Source organism: Paraburkholderia sp. BL6669N2 (assembly GCF_003387275.1).
Taxonomy (GTDB): domain Bacteria; phylum Pseudomonadota; class Gammaproteobacteria; order Burkholderiales; family Burkholderiaceae; genus Paraburkholderia.
Map to the genome: position 1 here is coordinate 327091 of NZ_QUNA01000001.1, position 18463 is coordinate 345553.

Below are 18463 nucleotides of genomic sequence, written 5' to 3' on the forward strand. Positions count from 1 at the left end.
ACGGCCGGTCGCGACGGTCCTGATTCAACAACGATTCAGCCGCCCGCAATTCCACGATTCCACGACTACACGATTCCACGACTCGACGCACGACGCGCGCACCTCATTGCAACCTCCATTGCATGCGGCCGCGCAAATGCGGTTTCTGCCCCGCGATATCGCGCACCTCGATGTCGCGTTCGATCAGCGAAGGCGGCGCGCTCCACAGCGACGCCTCGCCGGGCAGCAGCATCGGCAGTTTGAATTCGGCGCTGAGGGTGGCTTCCGCAAGCGGCTTCGGCGGTTGCAACGCGGAGGCGGCGCGCGCCAGCGTCCACATGCCATGGGCGATCGCGCGCGGAAAGCCGAAGGCCTTCGCGGACAGCGCGCTCAGATGGATCGGGTTGTAGTCGCCGGACACGCTCGCGTAGTCGCGGCCCAGCTGCGACGCGAGTTGCCAGCGTGCGATGCGATGCAACGCAACGGCGCCGGGTTCGAGCGGATCGAGCACGCTGCCGCTCGCCGGCACGCCGCGTTTCAGATAGACGCTATCGCCGTCCCAGACCGCTTCGCCGCGCCGGTACATGCGCGTATGCAGCACGAACGCCTGGCCTTTGTCGTGGCGCAGCAGCGCGCCGAACTCCACCTCGACGCGCAGCATCTCCTTGTAGGCGAGCGGCCGGCGCAGACGCACATGGTTGGCCAGATGCACGAGCCCGAGCGCCGGCCATGGAAACGCCGGGTCGGTCAGCATCAGCAGATGCAAGGGAAAGGCGAGCAGATGCGGATACGTGAGCGGCACGCCGTGCTCGGGAATAAAGCCGCACACGCGCGCATAACGCCAGATCGGCCCGGGGTCGAGGGCGACGGCGGGGCGCACCAGCCGCAGCGGCGGCAGATGCGTCTCGCGCCCGCGTTTGACGAGCCCGGACAACGCGCGCGCATAGAGCTTGGCGGGCGCGGGCAAGGTCTCGATCACGACGGTCTTGGGCCGCACCGCATCCGGCCGCGCCGGGTTCGATAGAGGACTGCCTTCGAACGGATCGCCGGGCTCAGCCATGGTCACGCTCCGATCAGGCTTTGTCCGCACACGCGCACGATCTGGCCGCTCACGGCGGCCGATCCCGGATGCGCGAGCCACGCGATGGTCTGCGCGACGTCGACCGGCTGGCCGCCCTGGCTCATCGAATTCATGCGGCGTCCGGCTTCGCGGATGGTCAGCGGAATCTTCGCGGTCATTTGCGTTTCGATGAAGCCGGGCGCGACCGCGTTGATCGTGATGCCGCGCGCGCGCAAATGCGGCGCCATGCTCTGTACGCGGCCGATCACGCCGGCCTTCGACGCGGCGTAGTTGGTCTGGCCGAGATTGCCGGCAATGCCGCTGATCGACGACACGCCGATGATCCGGCCGCCGTCGCGCAGAATGCCGGCGGCGAGCAGGGCGTCGTCGATCCGTTCCTGCGCGGACAGGTTGATGTCGATCACGCTTTGCCACGCGGCCGCGGTCATCTTCGCGATTGTTTTGTCCTTTGTGATGCCGGCGTTATGCACGACGATATCCACGCCCTGTTCGTCGAGCGCGGCCGCGATCTGCGCGGGCGCTTCAGGTGCGGCGATATCGAAGGCGAGGGCGGTGCCGTTCAACTGGCGCATGGTCGCGTCGAGCGCGTCGCGGGCCGTCGGGATGTCGATGCCGATCACGTGCGCGCCTTCGGCGGCGAGCACGCTCGCAATCGAGGCGCCGATGCCGCGCCCCGCGCCGGTCACGACGGCGCGCCGGCCCGCGAGCGGTTGCTGCCAATCGAAGGCGGGTGCCGTCTCGCCGCCCGCGCCGGCGGCGACGCGCACGACCTGGCCCGACACATAGGCCGAGCGCGGCGACAGAAAGAACCGCAACGTCGCTTCCACCCGGTTTTCCGCGCCTCGCTCCACATACACGAGATTCGCGGTGATGCCGCGCCGCGCTTCCTTGCCGAGCGAACGCGTGAAGCCTTCGAGCGCGCGTTGCGCGGTCCATTGACGCGGCGTCGCGCAGGTCTCCGGCGGCCGTCCCAGCACGATGATGCGGCCGCACTTGCCGAGCGAGCGCAGCGTGTCGTGAAAGAAGCCGTGCAAGGGTTCGAGCTGGGTGCTGTCTTCGATGCCGCTCGCGTCGAACAGCAGGGCCGCGAGTTTGCCTTGCGAACCGGAGTCGGCCGCTTCGAAGCGGCCCGTCATGAGGCCGTGACGGTTGGCGAGCGGCACCCACAAGCCGGCGCTTTCGTGCGCGACGCTCGTTACGCCGATGCTCGCCACGAGGCTCGCGAGCGCGTCGAGCAGATGCGGTTCGCGGCCCGCGCCGAGCGCGACCAGTCCGCCGAACTCGGGCTGATCCGCGCGATAGCGGCGCAGCACCTCGGGCTTCGGCAGGCCGACCGAGCGCGCGAGGCGCGCGCCGAACGGCGAGTTGACGAAGTTCAGATAAGAGTCGTTCATATTATTAGTCGCTCCGCTGGCCACGCCCGAGGGAAGTGCCCTTGAGAGACGCCCCGCAGGAAGTCTCTCTGAGGGACGTCGAACGTGTGTCAGTGTGCACCGAGTTCGACGCTCGCGGCGCGCCTTCCCCGGATGTTTTTTTAAGCCGGCGCCAAACTCAGGTCGCGAGCTCCAGCGCCTTTTCCAGCGCCTCCTTGCGCTTTTGCAGGTTGGCGAGCATCTCGAAGTCGGCGGGGAAATCGTCCACCTTCACGACTTGCGCGCCGTAACGCGCGTAGTCGTCGAGCACGCGCCGGTCGTCGGCGTCGAGCAGGCCTTTTTTCTGTGCGGTGTCGGTCCAGGCGGCGAGTTGCGGCAGGCTTTGCGGCATCGGTTCGAGCAGTCCTTGCTTGACGGCGTCGCGCAGCTTCTGCTCGATCTGCGTGAAGCGCGGGTTCAGCTCGAACACCAGCTCGCCGTAGCCGAGCGCGTCGACATCCGGGTGCGGCACGTACGAATCGGATACCAGACGTTCGCGCGCGGCGCCTGGCGTTTGCATCAATGCGGCGATCTCGCTGCCGAGCTGATCGGACGGCTCGCGGTGCGGCAGTCCGAACGGAAACGCGAGCACGCGCACGAGGCCGGCGGCGAGCCGGTTCGGATAGTTGGCGAGCACGCCGTCGAGCGCGTGTTGCGCCTTGTATAGCGAATCCTCGACACCCCAGCGCACCAGCGGCAGGTCTTCTTCCTGACGGCCTTCGTCCTCGAAACGCTTGAGCGTGGCGGAGATCAGATAGAGCTGCGACAGCACGTCGCCCAGACGCGCGGAGATGCGCTCGCGGCGTTTCAGATCGCCGCCGAGCACGAACATGGAGACATCGGCGAGCAGCGCGAACGCGGTGGACAGCCGCGTGGCCGCGCGATAGTACGCATGCAATGGCGCATGCGCCGTGCGCGGTTTGGCGATGAATGCGCCGCCCGTCACGCCATAGACGAAACTGCGCACCACGTTGGATAGGGTGAAGCTGACGTGGCCGAAGAACGCCTCGTCGAAATCGCGCAGCGCCTTGGCGCGATCCGTTTCGCGTGTGGCGGCCATTTCCTTCAGCACATACGGATGACACCGAATCGCCCCTTGCCCGAAGATGATCAGGCAACGCGTGAGAATGTTCGCGCCTTCCACGGTGATCGCGATCGGCACCTGCTGATAGGCGCGCGCGAGAAAGTTCGACGGCCCCATGCAGATGCCCTTGCCGGCGGCGATATCCATGCCGTCGTTGATGACCATGCGGGCGCGCTCGGTGATGTGATATTTGGCGATCGCCGAGATCACCGAAGGCTTTTCGCCGAGGTCCACCGCGTGCGCCGACAGGCGGCGCGCGGCGTCCATCACGTACAGGTTGCCGCCCATGCGGCCAAGCGCTTCCTGCACGCCTTCGAACTTGCCGACGGCGGTGCGGAACTGGCGGCGAACCGCGGCGTAGGCGCCGGTGCCGCGTACGGCGATCTTCGCCATGCCCACGTTCGACGACGGCAGCGAAATCGCCCGGCCCGCCGCGAGACATTCCATCAGCATGCGCCAGCCGTTGCCGACCTGGGCGCGGCCGCCGATCACCCAGTCGAGCGGAATGAACAGGTCCTTGCCCGAGTTCGGGCCATTCTGAAATACCGCGTTCAACGGCCAGTGACGGCGGCCGATGTTCACGCCCGGATGGTCGGTCGGAATCAGTGCGCAGGTGATGCCGGGTTCGTCGTCATTGCCGAGCAGATGCTCGGGATCCAGCGCGCGAAACGCGAGGCCGAGCACGGTAGCAATCGGGCCGAGCGTGATGTAGCGCTTGTCCCAGGTGGCGCGAAAGCCCAGCGTCTCGCGGCCTTCGAACCGACCCTTGCACACGATGCCGACGTCAGGAATCGCCGCTGCATCGGAACCCGCATACGGGCTGGTCAATGCGAAGCACGGTATTTCCTCGCCGCGTGCGAGGCGCGGCAGGTAGTAGTTTTTCTGCTCTTCGGTGCCGTAGTGCATCAGCAGTTCGGCGGGGCCGAGCGAGTTCGGCACCATCACCGAAACGGCGGCGGCCGAGCAGCGCGTGGCGAGCTTCATGATGACCTGCGAATGCGCGTAGGCGGAGAACTGTTTGCCGCCGTACTGCTTCGGAATGATCATGCCGAGAAAGCCGTGCTCCTTGATGTACTGCCAGGTTTGCGGCGAGAGGTCCTGCCAGACCATGGTGGTTTCCCAGTCGTTCGCGAGGTCGCACAGCTTTTCGCATTCGACGTCGAGGAACGACTGTTCTTCCGCCGTCAGCGTGGCCGGGCCGTAGCCGAGCAGCTTGTCCCAGTGCGGACGTCCCGAGAACAGTTCGGCGTCCCACCAGACCGTGCCGGCTTCGATTGCATCGCGCTCGGTCGGCGACATCTCCGGCAGGATCTTGCGGAAAATGTCGAGCACGGGCTTGGCGAGCCATGTGCGGCGCAGCGGTTTGAGCGCAAACACGAGGGCGGGGAGGACGAAGACGATGGCAAGCAGCGTCGTGGCCACCGGACCCGCCACGCCGCTGACATGCGCGGCCGCCACCCAGACGATCATGAAGGCAAGCCACCATGCCGCGCGCGCCTGAACGTAGACGAGCGCGAAGGCGGCAATCACTAACACCAGGATGAACCACGGCATGACGTTTCCTCCTCTTTCGATGGTGCGTGCGGACGCATCCACGCAGCGCGGATGGTTCGCGTTCTATTGATTTTCTGCTTCACGCTCGCGTTGCCTCGTTGCGCGTACTGCGTTTGCGCGGCGTGTGTGCAGTTCGACAGCGCGGCGTCGCTTAGGTGCGGAACTTAGACTTGCTGCTCAGGTATGCGGCGTTCATCGTGTTCGGTTGCCTTCCTGCTGAGTGTTGACTGAGTACTTGTTGCCTGTTTCGCGCTGGCCGGCGGCGTAGGGATTGCCGGTTGGCCTCGGGTTCGATACTGCGGCATGCTAACCATCTTGTGACTTGCCCGCACGACGCGGTACTGATTCGCTCGCCTGCTCGCGCAAGCACCGCATGCGGGCAACGGCTGATGACGACGCGTTACCCGCAGCGTCAGATCGTCAAGCCGCGCCGTGCAATGCGTGCTGGCGCGAACCTGCTTCCATGTTGCCGCCGCGAGGCTCGCCTTCCGATACGGCCGGCGACGGCGACTCGGATCCGCCCTCTGTGCGTGCCGCGCTCGCGGTTTCAGCACCGCCGATGCCGGCGCATTCCGAGCCGCCTTCGCTGGCGTCGCCGAGGACTGCGGCGAACGCGGCCAGTTGCGTGCCGTCAGGCAACGGTGCCTTGAGCGCGGCCACCATCAGCGAAGCGAGACGGGCGATGAGTTGCAGGTCGTTCATCGACTTGCCTTGCGAGAACTCGGAAAGCAGGCTGTCCGTATCGGTGCCGGCCAGCACGCCCGACAGCGCGCCGATCGCGAAGTGCAGACGCCAGCCCAGTTCCTCGCGCGGCAGATGCGGCAGCGCGCGCTGAAAGGCATCGAAAAAACGCACCGCCACTGAAGCGTAATGTCCGTTGAGAAAATCACGAATGAACGACGACGGATCGGTATAAGCGCGGCCGAGCAAACGCAGAAACGCCTTGCCGCCTACCCGCGGATCGCGCGACAGGCGCAGCGCCGGAATGAACATCGCGCCGAGCACATGCTCGCAGGTCAGGCGCTCGCCGAGCAGGGTATCGAAGCGGTCGAGCAGCTTGAGCCGCTCCTGGTTGAGATGGTCGAGGCGGCGCGACAGCATCGAGTGAATCAGCGATTCCTTGCTGCCGAAGTGATAGTTCACTGCGGCGAGATTCACTTCGGCGCGCGAAGTAATCTGGCGCAACGACATGGCCTCATAACCGCAGTCGATGAAGAGTGTTTCGGCGGCGTCGAGGATGCGGGACTTCGTATCGCCGGCATGCCGGCCTGTTGTGCGAACTGCCATGTTGCGTCTCCCAGTTGCCGGGCGTCCGGCCCGCAAACAAGCGATTCAAATATTGATTTGAAACGGCCGTTTTTTTCAGGATAAGAAGAAATGATGCGTGCGATCAAGGGGTCACAGTCGACTAACTCCTCTAGAAGACCTGACGAAGGTCCGTCTTTCCATTCGCGCGGCACGTCAAACCGCGCGGAAATAAAAAAGGCCGTTCCGATGGAAATCGGAACGGCCTCGTATTGCTTGCTACCTTGTTTGGCCCTGCGTTTGCTGGCTGACGCGTGCTCTGCGTCGCGGCGGTTCGAGCCGCCTTTGCTGTCTATTGTGCCCGATAACGCGCCGGCAAAATAGCTGTTTGGTTCGAACGCTTAAAGCTGCGCCGCAACCTGTTTCGCCGACTGCGTCATATCGATGCCGCGACGCTCGCGGCTGAACGGAATCAGCGCGGCGATGACCACCGCGACGATGCCGATCACGACGGCCATGACGAGCGCGTAGTTGTTGCCGTGCGCTTCGGCGGCGCTCGCCTGCAACGGACCGTTCACCGACGCGATCAGATTGCCGAGTTGGTACACGAGGCCGGGGAAGGTCGCGCGAATTTCATCGGGTGAGATTTCGTTCAGGTGTACTGGAATCACACCCCACGCGCCCTGCACGGAGATCTGCATCAGGAAGGCGCCCACCGCGAGCAGCACCGGCGTGGTCGAGAAAGCCCACAGCGGCAACACCGGCAACGCGATCAATGCGGCAATGAAGATCGCGCGCTTGCGGCCGATCTTCTCCGACAAGGCGCCGAAGAACAGGCCGCCGCAAATCGCGCCGATGTTCAGCGTGATCGTGATCCACGACACCGTGTGCGCGTCGAACTGATGCTGCACGCGCAGGAAGGTCGGATACAGATCCTGCGAGCCGTGCGAGAAGAAATTGAACGCGGTCATCAGAATGATCGCGTATAGCGACAGCTTGACGTTCTGCCTGAGCGTGGCGACGAGACCCGGACGCGCTTTCTTTTCGAGTGTTTTGAAGGCGGGCGACTCCGGCACGTGGGCGCGCACATACAGCACGAGCAAAGCCGGCAACACGCCGACGAAGAACATGCCGCGCCAGCCGATGTACTGATAGAACACGCCGAACACGACCGAGGCGAGCAGATAGCCGCTCGGATAGCCGGCTTGCAGCAGACCCGAGACGATGCCGCGCGATTTCGGCGGCACGGTTTCCATGGTCAGTGCGCCGCCGACGCCCCATTCGCCGCCCATCGCGATGCCGAACAGCGCGCGCAGCACGAGCAGAGTGGCGAGATTCGGCGAGAAGCCGGACAGCAATTCCAGCAATGAGAAGCACGCGATGTTGACCATCAGCGTGGGACGGCGGCCGTACTTGTCGGCGAGCCAGCCGAAAATCAATGCGCCGAGCGGACGCATCACCAGGGTCAACATAATACCGAAGGCGACTTCGGGAATTTTTGTATTGAACTCCGCCGCAATATCTTTCAATACGAACACCATTAGAAAGAAATCGAATGCGTCGAGTGTCCAACCCAGATAGGCAGCGATCGTGACGTTTCTCTGTTCCCGTGTCCAACTCATTGATTGTTCTCCTGGTTCTCCATTCACCCATATTCAACGACCGGTGGTTCCGCAGCCCCGCACGCCCCCGGGCGTAGGCTCCGAGCGAGTGTACGCCGACTGTTAAACGCTTGCATGGATGAAGGCGCCTTTATCCGTATTAATCCCTGGGACGGAGTTCACGCAGAATAGCGGTGTATGCGCCGTGTCGGGTAAATGTAATTGTCGTATTAACAGCGCGTGCAATTTCGTTTGTTATTTGTAATCCATTTAGAGTTTGATTTCGCGCTAATCCGGTCACTTTTACGCGGACGGATATGTGCGCTATCGGATCGAACGAGGCGACGCAGGTTGCACTGCAAGCTTTACCGGTGCCCGGAAAGGCTCTCTGTTCGATATATGAAGTGCGCGCATCAGTCGAGCTGAAAAATCAATTGGATTCATGCTGCGGCGCGGAATAAGATGGTCGCCATCCTACTCATTCCGCTTTTGTCGACGCACCATGTCAGTCAAATCAATCACTTCCGAGCCTGTACGCCGCGAGCGGAGTCCATTTGCCGTGGTCGCAGCTGTCACGCTGCTTACGGGCGTCGGTGCCGGCCTCGGCGGCATGCTGCTCGCGCTGCTGCTGCACGGCATCCAGCATCTTGCCTACGGCTACAGTGTGACGCAGGTGATCAGCGCCGAGAGTTTTCTGCAGGGCGTCAGCGCTGCCGCGCCCGAACGCCGCCTGCTCGTGCTGACGATTTGCGGGCTGGTCGCGGGCTTCGGCTGGTGGGCGCTGTATCGGTTCGGCCGGCCGCTCGTGAGCATTCGCCAGGCCGTCAAGTCCGACGATCCGCAAATGCCCGTCGTGAGCACGACGATTCACGCGGTGCTGCAGATCGTCACCGTGGCGCTCGGCTCGCCGCTCGGCCGCGAAGTCGCGCCGCGCGAAATCGGCTCGGCGTTGGCCGGCTGGCTGTCGCGCCGGGCGGGTCTGTCGGTCGCGCAGAGCCGGATCATGGTGGCGTGCGGCGCGGGCGCCGGTTTGGCCGCTGTCTACAACGTGCCGCTCGGCGGCGCGGTGTTCGTGCTTGAAGTGCTGCTGGGCACGCTCGGCTGGCCCGCTTTGGTGCCGGCCATCGTGACCTCGTCGGTGGCCGCGCTGGTTGCGCAACTGGGATTGGGCAACGAGCATCAATACCTCGTCCCGTCGATGACGCTGAGCCCCACGCTGGTGGTCTGGTCCGTAGTGTGCGGTCCGATTTTCGGCGTAGCGGCGTGGGGCTTCGCGGAACTGATGAAGCGCTCGCGCGCGGCGGCGCCGAAGAACTGGCGCTTGCCGGTGTTGTCGCTGCTGAACTTCGCGATGATCGGGGTCCTCGCGATGCATTTCCCGCAGTTGCTCGGCAATGGCAAGGGACCTGCGGGGCTGGCATTCGACGGAGGCCTGACCATCAGTCTCGCCGCGATGCTGCTGGTGTTGAAAGTGGTGATTTCGGCGAGCAGTTTGCGCGCGGGCGCCGAAGGCGGGCTGCTCACGCCGGGACTCGCTAATGGCGCGTTGCTGGCGATCGTGCTCGGCGGCTTGTGGAGCCTCGTGTGGCCGGGGGCGTCGCTGGGCGCATTCGCGGTGGTCGGGGCAACGGCGTTTCTCGCTGCCTCGATGCAGATGCCGATCACGGCCGTGGTGCTCATGTTCGAATTCACCCGCGTCAGCCAGGACTTTCTGATTCCCGTGCTGTTTGCCGTGGGCGGCGCGCTGCTGGGTTTTCGTGCGTGCGCGAAGTGGGCGCCCGCGTTGCAGTCGAGCTTCGGGTTTGGCTGGAGCGATGCAAGCAGGGCGCGATAAGGCATGGTCGCCTCATCGTCACGCGAACGGCGAAAAACGAAAGGAGAGCGAAAGGAAAGCCGGCGTGCACCTCGAATTGAAATACGCCAACGAGAACGACGGCAGGAGCGGTACGTTCTCCAAGCTCGCGACTCGGCGTGCTTCGTCCCGAGCGACAAGCCCGCGCGCCGGCTAATCGCGAATGCACAGTTACAGCAGATTAATGCGCACCTTCTGATATGCTTTTTCCCGTGCTCCGGCGCGGGAATTCGGCGTCGGTACCGACGGCAGGCGGTATCCACTCAAGAGGGTTGCGATCATCATGACCAGTCAGTCGAATTCCCGGGGCGTCATCGGCGTCATCACCTTGCTCTTCACCGTGCTCACCGCGCTTTATTTGCTGATCGGTGGCGCGTGGCTTCTTGCGGTCGGCGGCTCCGCCTACTATCTCATCACGGGCATTGTGCTGCTGGGCGTGGCCTGGCTGCTGTGGCGGCGCAGTCCCGCCGCGCTCGTGCTGTATGCGCTGGTGCTGATCGGCACGGCGATCTGGGCATTGATGGAGTCCGGTCCCGACTTCTGGGCACTCGCGCCGCGCTCCGGCGTGCTCGTCATCTTCGGCGTGTGGTTGCTGCTGTTCGTGAGTTGGCGGCTCGTCGGCGAGCGCAAGCTGGGTGTGATGTCACTCGTCGTCGCGCTCGTGGCATGGGCGGGCGTGCTGGTGTACGCGAACTTCAACGATCCGCAACAGGTCAACGGCACCTTGAGTGCTTCCGCGCCCGCGAGCGGCGCGGGCGCCGGCAGCGGGATCGACGCCGCCGACTGGCCCGCCTATGGGCGCACCCAGGAAGGCACGCGCTACTCGCCTTTGCAGCAGATTACACCTGAGAATGTGAAGGATCTCCAGGTGGCCTGGACCTTCCGCACGGGTGACATGAAGGGGCCCAACGATCCTGTCGAGATCACCGACGAAGTCACGCCGATCAAGATCGGCGATCTGCTTTACCTATGCTCGCCCCATCAGATTCTGTTCGCGCTCGACGCGAAGACGGGCACGCTCAAATGGAAGTTCGATCCGAGGCTGAAGTCCGATCCGTCGTTCCAGCACGTGACTTGCCGCGGCGTGTCGTATGTCGATTTGTCGGCCAGCACAGCGGCGGCCGCGCCCGCGGCGGCGCCGGCGAGTGATGCCACCGCAGCAGCAGCGGCACCGCCGAGTGATGCCACCGCAGCCGCTGCCACGTCTGCGAGCGATGCCGCCTCAACCACTGCCGCGCCAGCGAGCGATACCACCGCAGCCTGCACACGCCGCATCTACCTGCCGGTCAACGACGGCCACCTCTACGCGCTCGACGCGCTCACAGGCCAACGTTGCGACGGCTTCGCCAACCACGGCGACCTCGACCTCCAACACGCCCAGCCGGTCACGACAGCGGGCATGTACGAGCCCACCTCGCCGTCGATCATCACCAGCAAGGTCATCATCGTGGCGGGCTCGGTCGAAGACAACTTCTCGAACCGCGAGCCGTCGGGTGTCATTCGCGGCTTCGACGTGCGCACGGGTGAACTGCTCTGGGCATTCGATCCGGGCGCGAAGGACCCGAATCACATTCCGGGCGCGGGCGAGCACTACACGTGGAACTCGCCCAACTCGTGGGCGCCCGCTGCCTACGACGCGAAACTCGACATCGTCTATCTGCCGATGGGCGTCACGACGCCGGACATCTGGGGCGGCACCCGCACGCCGGAGCAGGAGCGTTACGCCAGCGGCCTGCTCGCACTCAACGCTTCGACCGGCAAGCTCGCCTGGTTCTACCAGACCGCGCACCACGATCTGTGGGACATGGACCAGCCGTCGCAGCCCACGCTCGCCGACATCACGGGCAAGGATGGCCAGACCGTACCGGTCGTCTACGCGCCTGCTAAAACCGGCAACCTGTTCGTGCTCGACCGCCGCACCGGTGTGCCCGTCGTGCCGGCGCCCGAAACGCCCGTGCCGCAAGGCGCCGCCCCCGGCGACCACGTATCGCCGACGCAGCCGTTCTCGCAGCTCACCTATCGCCCGTCGAAGAAGCTGACCGACGCCGACATGTGGGGCGCAACGATGTACGACCAGCTCATCTGCCGTGTGATGTTCCACAAGCTGCGGTATGAGGGCACGTTCACGCCGCCGTCGCTGCAGGGCACGCTCGTGTTTCCGGGCAACCTCGGCATGTTCGAGTGGGGCGGCATTGCCGTCGACACCGATCGCCAGATCGCCATTGCGAACCCGATCGCGCTGCCGTTCGTCTCGCGTCTGATTCCGCGCGGCCCCGGCAACCCAATGGAGCCGGTGCCGGGCGCCAAGGGCAGCGGCACGGAGTCGGGCATTCAGCCGCAATATGGCGTGCCGTACGGCGTGGTGATCAACCCGTTCCTCTCGCCGCTCGACTTGCCGTGCAAGCAGCCGGCGTGGGGCTACATCTCCGCGATCGATCTGAAGACCAATGAGATCGTGTGGAAGAAGCGTATCGGCACGACGCGCGACAGTTCACCGATTCCGCTGCCGTTCAGGATGGGCATGCCGATGCTGGGCGGCCCGATAGTCACCGCCGGCGGCGTCGCGTTTATCGGCGCAACGGCGGACAATTACATCCGCGGGTTCGACGTCAACAACGGCAAGCAGGTCTGGGAGGCCCGCCTGCCCGCGGGCGGCCAGGCCACGCCGATGAGTTATTCGATCGACGGCCGTCAGTACGTGGTGATCGCGGCGGGCGGGCATGGCTCGTTCGGCACGAAGCTCGGCGACTATGTGATTGCCTACGCGTTGCCACAGCAGTAAGGGGTATGCGCCGCCGCAGTTGATGCAGTGCGGCGCGCCCGAAGGCGCCGGCCTCATGCAACGGCATGCCGCGCGCGCGGGAAGCGCGCCGCGCATGCCGTTTTTCTTGCGATCCGTTTTTTTTGCTTCGCGCCGGCTGCTGCTCAATAACTGGGACGACCGCGCACGCGATAGCCGGGAAGGCGCGAAGCGCGGACAATAATTTCTAAATGGAATTCGCAGCCTTACAGCAACCTCTTTGCGTGGGATCGAAGTGAACGCTATGCGCCAAGCTCCGGTCGACCGCGTTCTGCGTGGGACCGGAGCCAGTGCCGAAGCACTCGTTCCGCTCGACAGTGGAGTCCGCCGTGGATCTCACCGGATACGAGTTGGAGCCGCTGCACGACGACGGCGACTTCTCTCTCTATCGCGCCAGGAGACCCCGCCATGCCGTCTCGGTGCTTGCGCTGGTCGTCACGCGCCCGGCCTCGCAGAGCATCACCCGGCTCGAGCACGAATACGGATTAGCGCCGCTGCTCGATGCCAGCTGGGCGGCTCGGCCGCTCGCGCTATACCGCCGCAGAGAGCCGCCCATGCTGGTTCTCGACGACGACGGCGGCGAGCCTCTCTATCGCTTGCTGGGCCGTCCGCTGGAACTCACGCGCTGGTTGCGCATCGCCGTCAATCTGGCGCGGGTCATCGGCCACGTTCACCGATGCGGGCTTGTTCACAAAGACATCAAGCCGGCGAATGTGCTCGTCGACGGGAACGGCAACGTACGGCTCACCGGCTTCGGCATCGCCTCGCAATTGCCGCACGAACATCAGCCGCCCGCGCCGCCGGAGATCGTGGCCGGGACCTTCGCGTACATGGCGCCGGAACAGACCGGCCGCATGAACCGCTCGATCGATACGCGCAGCGATCTCTACTCGCTTGGCGTCACCTTGTACGAGATGCTCACCGGCGCGCTGCCGTTCACCGCATCGGACGCGATGGAGTGGATTCATTGCCACATCGCGCGCAGGCCGACACCGCCAGGCGAGCGCGTCGACGCTCTGCCGAAGCCGGTCGAAGGGATCGTGCTGAAGCTCCTCGCCAAAGCCGCCGAGGACCGTTACCAGACCGCGGCGGGTGTCGAAGCCGACTTGCGGTCGTGCCTCGCGGCATGGGAGGCGCACCATCGCATCGAAGCGTTCCCGCTCGGTGCGCACGACGCGTCCGACCGCTTGCTGGTGCCCGAAAAACTGTACGGACGCGAGGCGCAGATCGAAGCGCTCGTGACCGCGTTCGATCGCGTCGTGGGCAGCGGGGCGGTCGAACTGGTGCTGATCTCGGGCTATCCGGGGATCGGCAAGTCGTCGGTCGTCAATGAGTTGCACAGGGTGCTGGTGCCGCCGCGCGGCCTGTTCGCGTCCGGTAAGTTCGACCAGTACAAACGCGACATCCCTTATGTGCCATTTGCTCAAGCCTTCCAGACGCTCGTACGCAACCTGCTGAGCCAGAGCGACGCGGAGGTCGAGCCGTGGCGGCACGCGCTGATGGAGGCGCTCGGGCCCAACGCTCAGTTGATGGTGAATCTGATTCCCGAACTTGCGCTGATCATCGGCGAGCAGCCGCCGGCGCCCGTGCTGCCGCCGCAGGATGCGCAAAACCGCTTCCAGATCGTATTTCGGCGTTTTCTCGGCGTCTTTGCGCGGCCTGAGCATCCGCTCGCACTGTTTATCGACGACCTGCAATGGGTCGATACGGCGACGCTCGATCTGCTCGCGCATCTGGTCACGCATCCGGACGTGAAGCACGTTCTGCTGGTCGGCGCGTACCGGGACAACGAGGTGGACGCATCGCACCCGTTTGCGCGCACGCTCGAGTCGATCAGCCACGCCGAAGGGAGGGTGCAGCAGATAGAACTCGCGCCGCTCACAGCGGAGAACGTCACGCAACTCGTCGCTGATTCGCTTCATTGCGACGGCGCGACCGCCGGCCCGCTCGCGCAACTGGTGCACGAGAAGACGGGTGGCAATCCATTCTTCGCGATCCAGTTTCTCACCGCACTCGACGATGAAGACCTGCTCACCTTCGATCAGCGCGCCGCGGCGTGGCGCTGGGATCTGCCGCGCATCCGCGCGAAGGGCTTTACCGAGAACGTCGCCGATCTGATGGCGACGAAGCTGAGCCGCTTGCCCGCGCCCACGCGCGACGCATTGGGGCAGCTGGCGTGCCTCGGCAACATTGCCGAAGTGATCGCGCTGACGTGGGTTCAGGGCGGTTCCGAAGAGACGATGCACGCGAACCTGTGGGAAGCCGTGCGAATGGGGCTCGTTTTTCGCGTGGCCAACGCGTATGCATTCGCACACGACCGCGTGCAGGAGGCCGCTTATGCGCTAATCCCCGCCGACGAGCGGGCCGCCGCCCATCTGCGGATCGGCCGGGCGCTGGTGTCGCGCACCCCGGCAGAAGCGCTGGAAGATGCCATCTTCGACATCGTCAACCATCTCAATCGCGGCGCCGCGCTGATCGTGACGGAGCCGGAGCGCGAACAGGCCGTTGCGTTGAATCTCATCGCGGGGCGGCGCGCGATGAATTCGACGGCCTACGCGGCGGCGCGCAGCTATCTGGCGCAGGGCGTGGCGCTGCTGTCGCCCAATGCATGGACGCAGCGCTACGACAGCACGTTCGATCTCTATCTCGCGTTTTCGGAGTGCGAATATCTGGTCGGCGATTTTGCGAAAGCCGACGCGCTGGCCGACATGATGCTCGCGAGAGCGCGCTCGAATCTCGATCGTGCGAAGGTCTTCAGCCTGCGGATCGAGTTGTATCAGCTCGCCGGGAGATATGACGAGAGCTTCATGGTCGCGCTGGTTGCGCTGCGCGATTTCGGCATTCTGTTTCCTGAGACCGATCAGGACATCCAGGCGGCCCTCGACCATGCATTGCGGGAGGTTCACGTCAATCAGGCCGGGCGTGCCATCGGCGAACTGGTTGAGGTGCCGGTGGCGACGGATCCTTCGATCCGTGCGATCGTCAACCTTCTCCTTCAGGCGATGAACTGCGCTTTCGCCGCGCGGCCCGCGTTCTATCCGCTCATTACCCTCAAGGCGGTCAACCTTTCCTTGCAGCACGGCAATACCGAGAACTCCAGTTTTGCTTACGGCAATTACGCGTTGATGCTGGTGTCCTTGATCGGCGATATCCCCACCGCGGTGCAATTTTCAGAGATGTCGCTCAAGCTCAACGAAAAGTTCGGCAATCGGCGCCTGAAAGGCAAGCTGCTGCATCTGTACGGCGCCCATGTCAATTTCTGGCGCTGCCACATTGCAGCTAATCTGCCGGTTCTCGAACGGGCCACCGCTGCGTGCCTGGAAGCGGGCGATCTGGTTTTTGCAGGCAACGTCGCATTCAACGCGGTTTGGCAGACGATCGAGAAAGGAGCTGCTCTCGAAGACGTGCAGACGCTCGCGGAAAAGTACGCGGCGCTCGCGCGCGAAAGTCACAACGACGCGGTGTATGAGTTGATCCGGGTCGAGCGGCAATTCGTCATCAGTCTTCGCGGCAAGACGACCGAACCGTTGAACCTGAACGACGAGACGTTCGATGAAGCAGCCTGCTTCGAGGCCATCATCAGATCGAATTTCGGCTGCGCGATCGGCGTGTATCGCATCATCAAGGTCATGCTCGTTTTTCTCGATGGCCGGTACGCCGAGGCATTGGAGGCGGCCGGCCGGGCGGAGGCGGTCCTCAGTTCCGTCATGGCATTGGCGATCGAGCCGACCTATCACTTCTTCCATGCGCTCATCCTGACGGCGCTTTTTCCGCAGGCATCCCCGGAGCAGCAGCAAGTCTATAAGCATATTCTTGCAGCAAAGCTGAGGAAGCTCGAAAGATGGGCTGAGCACTGCCCGGAGAACTATCAGAACCGCTACGCGCTCATTTGCGCGGAGCTCGCGCGCGTGGAGGGCCGCGATCTCGAAGCCATGCGCCTTTATGAAGAGGCTGTCCACTCCGCTCACGAGAATGGATTTCCACACCACGAAGGCATCGCCAACGAACTCGCCGGTCGCTTTTATCTAGGCAGCGGTCTCAGGACGAATGCCGATGCGTATTTGCGCAACGCGCGTCATTGCTTTGCCTTTTGGGGCGCGGAGGGCAAAGTCGCGCAACTCGACGCGGAGTTTCCCCGCCTTGCCAATCAGGACGGGAGCACGGCGACGTCGACGCTCAGCTTCGATTGGCGGCAGTTCGACGCCGCGACGCTGCTCAAGGCGTCGCAAGCCCTTTCCAGCGAGATCGAACTGGATGGCCTGATCGAGCGCCTGATGACGATAGCGCTGCAGACCTCGGGCGCCGACCGGGGCCTGCTGGTCGTGCCGCAGCAGCCGGACGGCTACCGGATCGAGGCTGAGGCGCGCATCGATGGGCATGGGATCGCGTTGAACCGGCCGCCGCTTGCTCATTGCTCTGTTCCCGCCGCCGTTCTGCGTTACGTGATGCACACGCAAAAGAGCGTCATCATCGACGATGCCTTGACACCCAATATGTTCTCGCAGGACAGCTACCTGGCAAGTGGCGCGACGCGCTCCCTGTTTTGCCTGCCGCTGGTCAGGCAGGGCACACTCAGCGGCCTGCTGTATCTGGAGAACACGGCCACGTCACACGTTTTTACGGCACGCCGCTCCTCGCTGCTCGATTTGCTGGCGTCACAGGCGGCCATTTCGCTCGAGAACACGCGTCTTTATGCCGATCTTCAGGAGCGCGAGGCAAAGGTTCGGCGGCTGGTGGATTCCAACATCATCGGGATCCACATTTGGGATTTCGAAGGCAATGTTGTCGAAGCCAACGACGCTTTTCTGCGCATCGTGGATTACAGCCGGGACGATCTTGTCTCAGCGCGTATCCGCTGGCCCGATCTGACTCCGCCCGAGTGGCGTGATCTCGACGAACGGGTGAGGGCGGAATTGACGACCACGGGAAGCGCCAAACCGTTCGAGAAAGAATACATCCGCAAGGATGGCAGCCGCGTGCCCGTGCTGGTCGGCGCTGCAGCGTTCGGCGACCGCGAGGGGCAGGGCGTCGCTTTCATACTCGACCTGACTGACCAGAAGCGGGCGCAACAGGACGTGCGCGACAGCGAACGACGATATGTCGGACTCCAGATGGAGCTGGCGCATTCCAATCGCGTGGCGACGATGGGCCAATTATCGGCGTCGATTGCCCACGAGGTGAAGCAACCCGTTACCGCAACCATCGCCTACGCCAGTGCGGCCTTGCGCTGGCTGGCGGCGCGTCCGCCGAATCTGGACGAAGTGCGTGAGGCGCTCAAGCGGATCGTCGCGGATGGTGGCCGCGCCAATAACATCGTCGACCGCACGCGCGCTTTCTTTAAAAAGGAGCCGCAGCGAAAAGACGGCCTCGACATCAACGAAACCATTCTCGAGTTGATCGCCTTCATGCGCAGCGAAGCTCGCAAGCATGGTGTCGAGCTGACCGTGCAACTGGCCGATGGGTTGCCGCAGATTCAGGGCGACCGGGTGCAGTTGCAGCAAGTCATGCTGAATCTGATGATCAACGCCCTTGAAGCGATGAGCGCCACGGATATCCGCGAGCGAGTGCTTCTGATCCGATCCGGCAGGTCCGGCGTCGACGAACTCTGCATCAGCGTGGAGGATTCCGGGCCGGGTCTCGACGCAGAGCATCTGGAAGGCGTTTTCGAAGCGTTCTTTACGACCAAACCCAACGGGCTGGGGATGGGACTGCCGATCTGCCGCTCGATCGTGGAAAGTCACGGTGGACGGCTATGGGTAACATCGAACGCAGCGGGAGGCGCCACGTTCCAGTTCACGTTGCCCGCGCAAGGCAACGTAGCGCATCCAGGCAATGCCTAGCGCGCGACGCGCACG

At 64.0% G+C, this 18463-nt stretch carries 8 protein-coding genes; 3 read left to right on the top strand and 5 right to left on the bottom strand.

Annotation, left to right across the window (positions count from 1 at the left end; all coding sequences use genetic code 11):
* Positions 1–103: 103 nt before the first annotated feature.
* The 5 genes from B0G80_RS01410 to B0G80_RS01430 form a co-directional block, all read right to left on the bottom strand.
* The gene (locus tag B0G80_RS01410; protein WP_116116709.1) at positions 104–1039 is read right to left on the bottom strand and encodes a MaoC family dehydratase; all 936 of its coding nucleotides are present in this window, start codon (positions 1037–1039) and stop codon (positions 104–106) included.
* 2 nt (positions 1040–1041) lie between these two features.
* On the bottom strand, positions 1042–2454 hold the full coding sequence (locus tag B0G80_RS01415) for a 3-oxoacyl-ACP reductase (protein WP_116116710.1): 1413 nt from the start codon (positions 2452–2454) through the stop codon (positions 1042–1044).
* A gap of 157 nt (positions 2455–2611) precedes the next feature.
* Complete coding sequence (locus B0G80_RS01420; RefSeq protein WP_116116711.1) at positions 2612–5110, bottom strand: acyl-CoA dehydrogenase; 2499 nt, start codon at positions 5108–5110, stop codon at positions 2612–2614.
* Positions 5111–5530: 420 nt separating this feature from the next.
* The gene (locus tag B0G80_RS01425; RefSeq protein ID WP_116116712.1) at positions 5531–6397 is read right to left on the bottom strand and encodes a TetR/AcrR family transcriptional regulator; all 867 of its coding nucleotides are present in this window, start codon (positions 6395–6397) and stop codon (positions 5531–5533) included.
* A 359-nt stretch (positions 6398–6756) separates the two neighbouring features.
* A complete protein-coding gene (locus B0G80_RS01430; protein WP_116116713.1) occupies positions 6757–7977 on the bottom strand; it encodes an MFS transporter in 1221 nt (406 codons plus the stop codon).
* Between the two features lie 481 nt (positions 7978–8458).
* Here B0G80_RS01430 and B0G80_RS01435 point away from each other — a divergent pair, with 481 nt between their 5' ends.
* The 3 genes from B0G80_RS01435 (at position 8459) to B0G80_RS01450 (ending at position 18448) form a co-directional block, all read left to right on the top strand.
* Positions 8459–9790 (top strand): chloride channel protein, encoded by a 1332-nt coding sequence (locus tag B0G80_RS01435; protein ID WP_116116714.1) that lies wholly within the window; start codon positions 8459–8461, stop codon positions 9788–9790.
* Between the two features lie 301 nt (positions 9791–10091).
* Positions 10092–12590 carry a glucose/quinate/shikimate family membrane-bound PQQ-dependent dehydrogenase gene (locus B0G80_RS01440; RefSeq protein ID WP_116116715.1) on the top strand — a complete coding sequence of 833 codons (2499 nt, stop codon included), beginning with the start codon at positions 10092–10094 and terminating at the stop codon, positions 12588–12590.
* 347 nt (positions 12591–12937) lie between these two features.
* On the top strand, positions 12938–18448 hold the full coding sequence (locus tag B0G80_RS01450) for an ATP-binding sensor histidine kinase (protein WP_116116717.1): 5511 nt from the start codon (positions 12938–12940) through the stop codon (positions 18446–18448).
* The last annotated feature ends 15 nt before the right edge of the window (positions 18449–18463 follow it).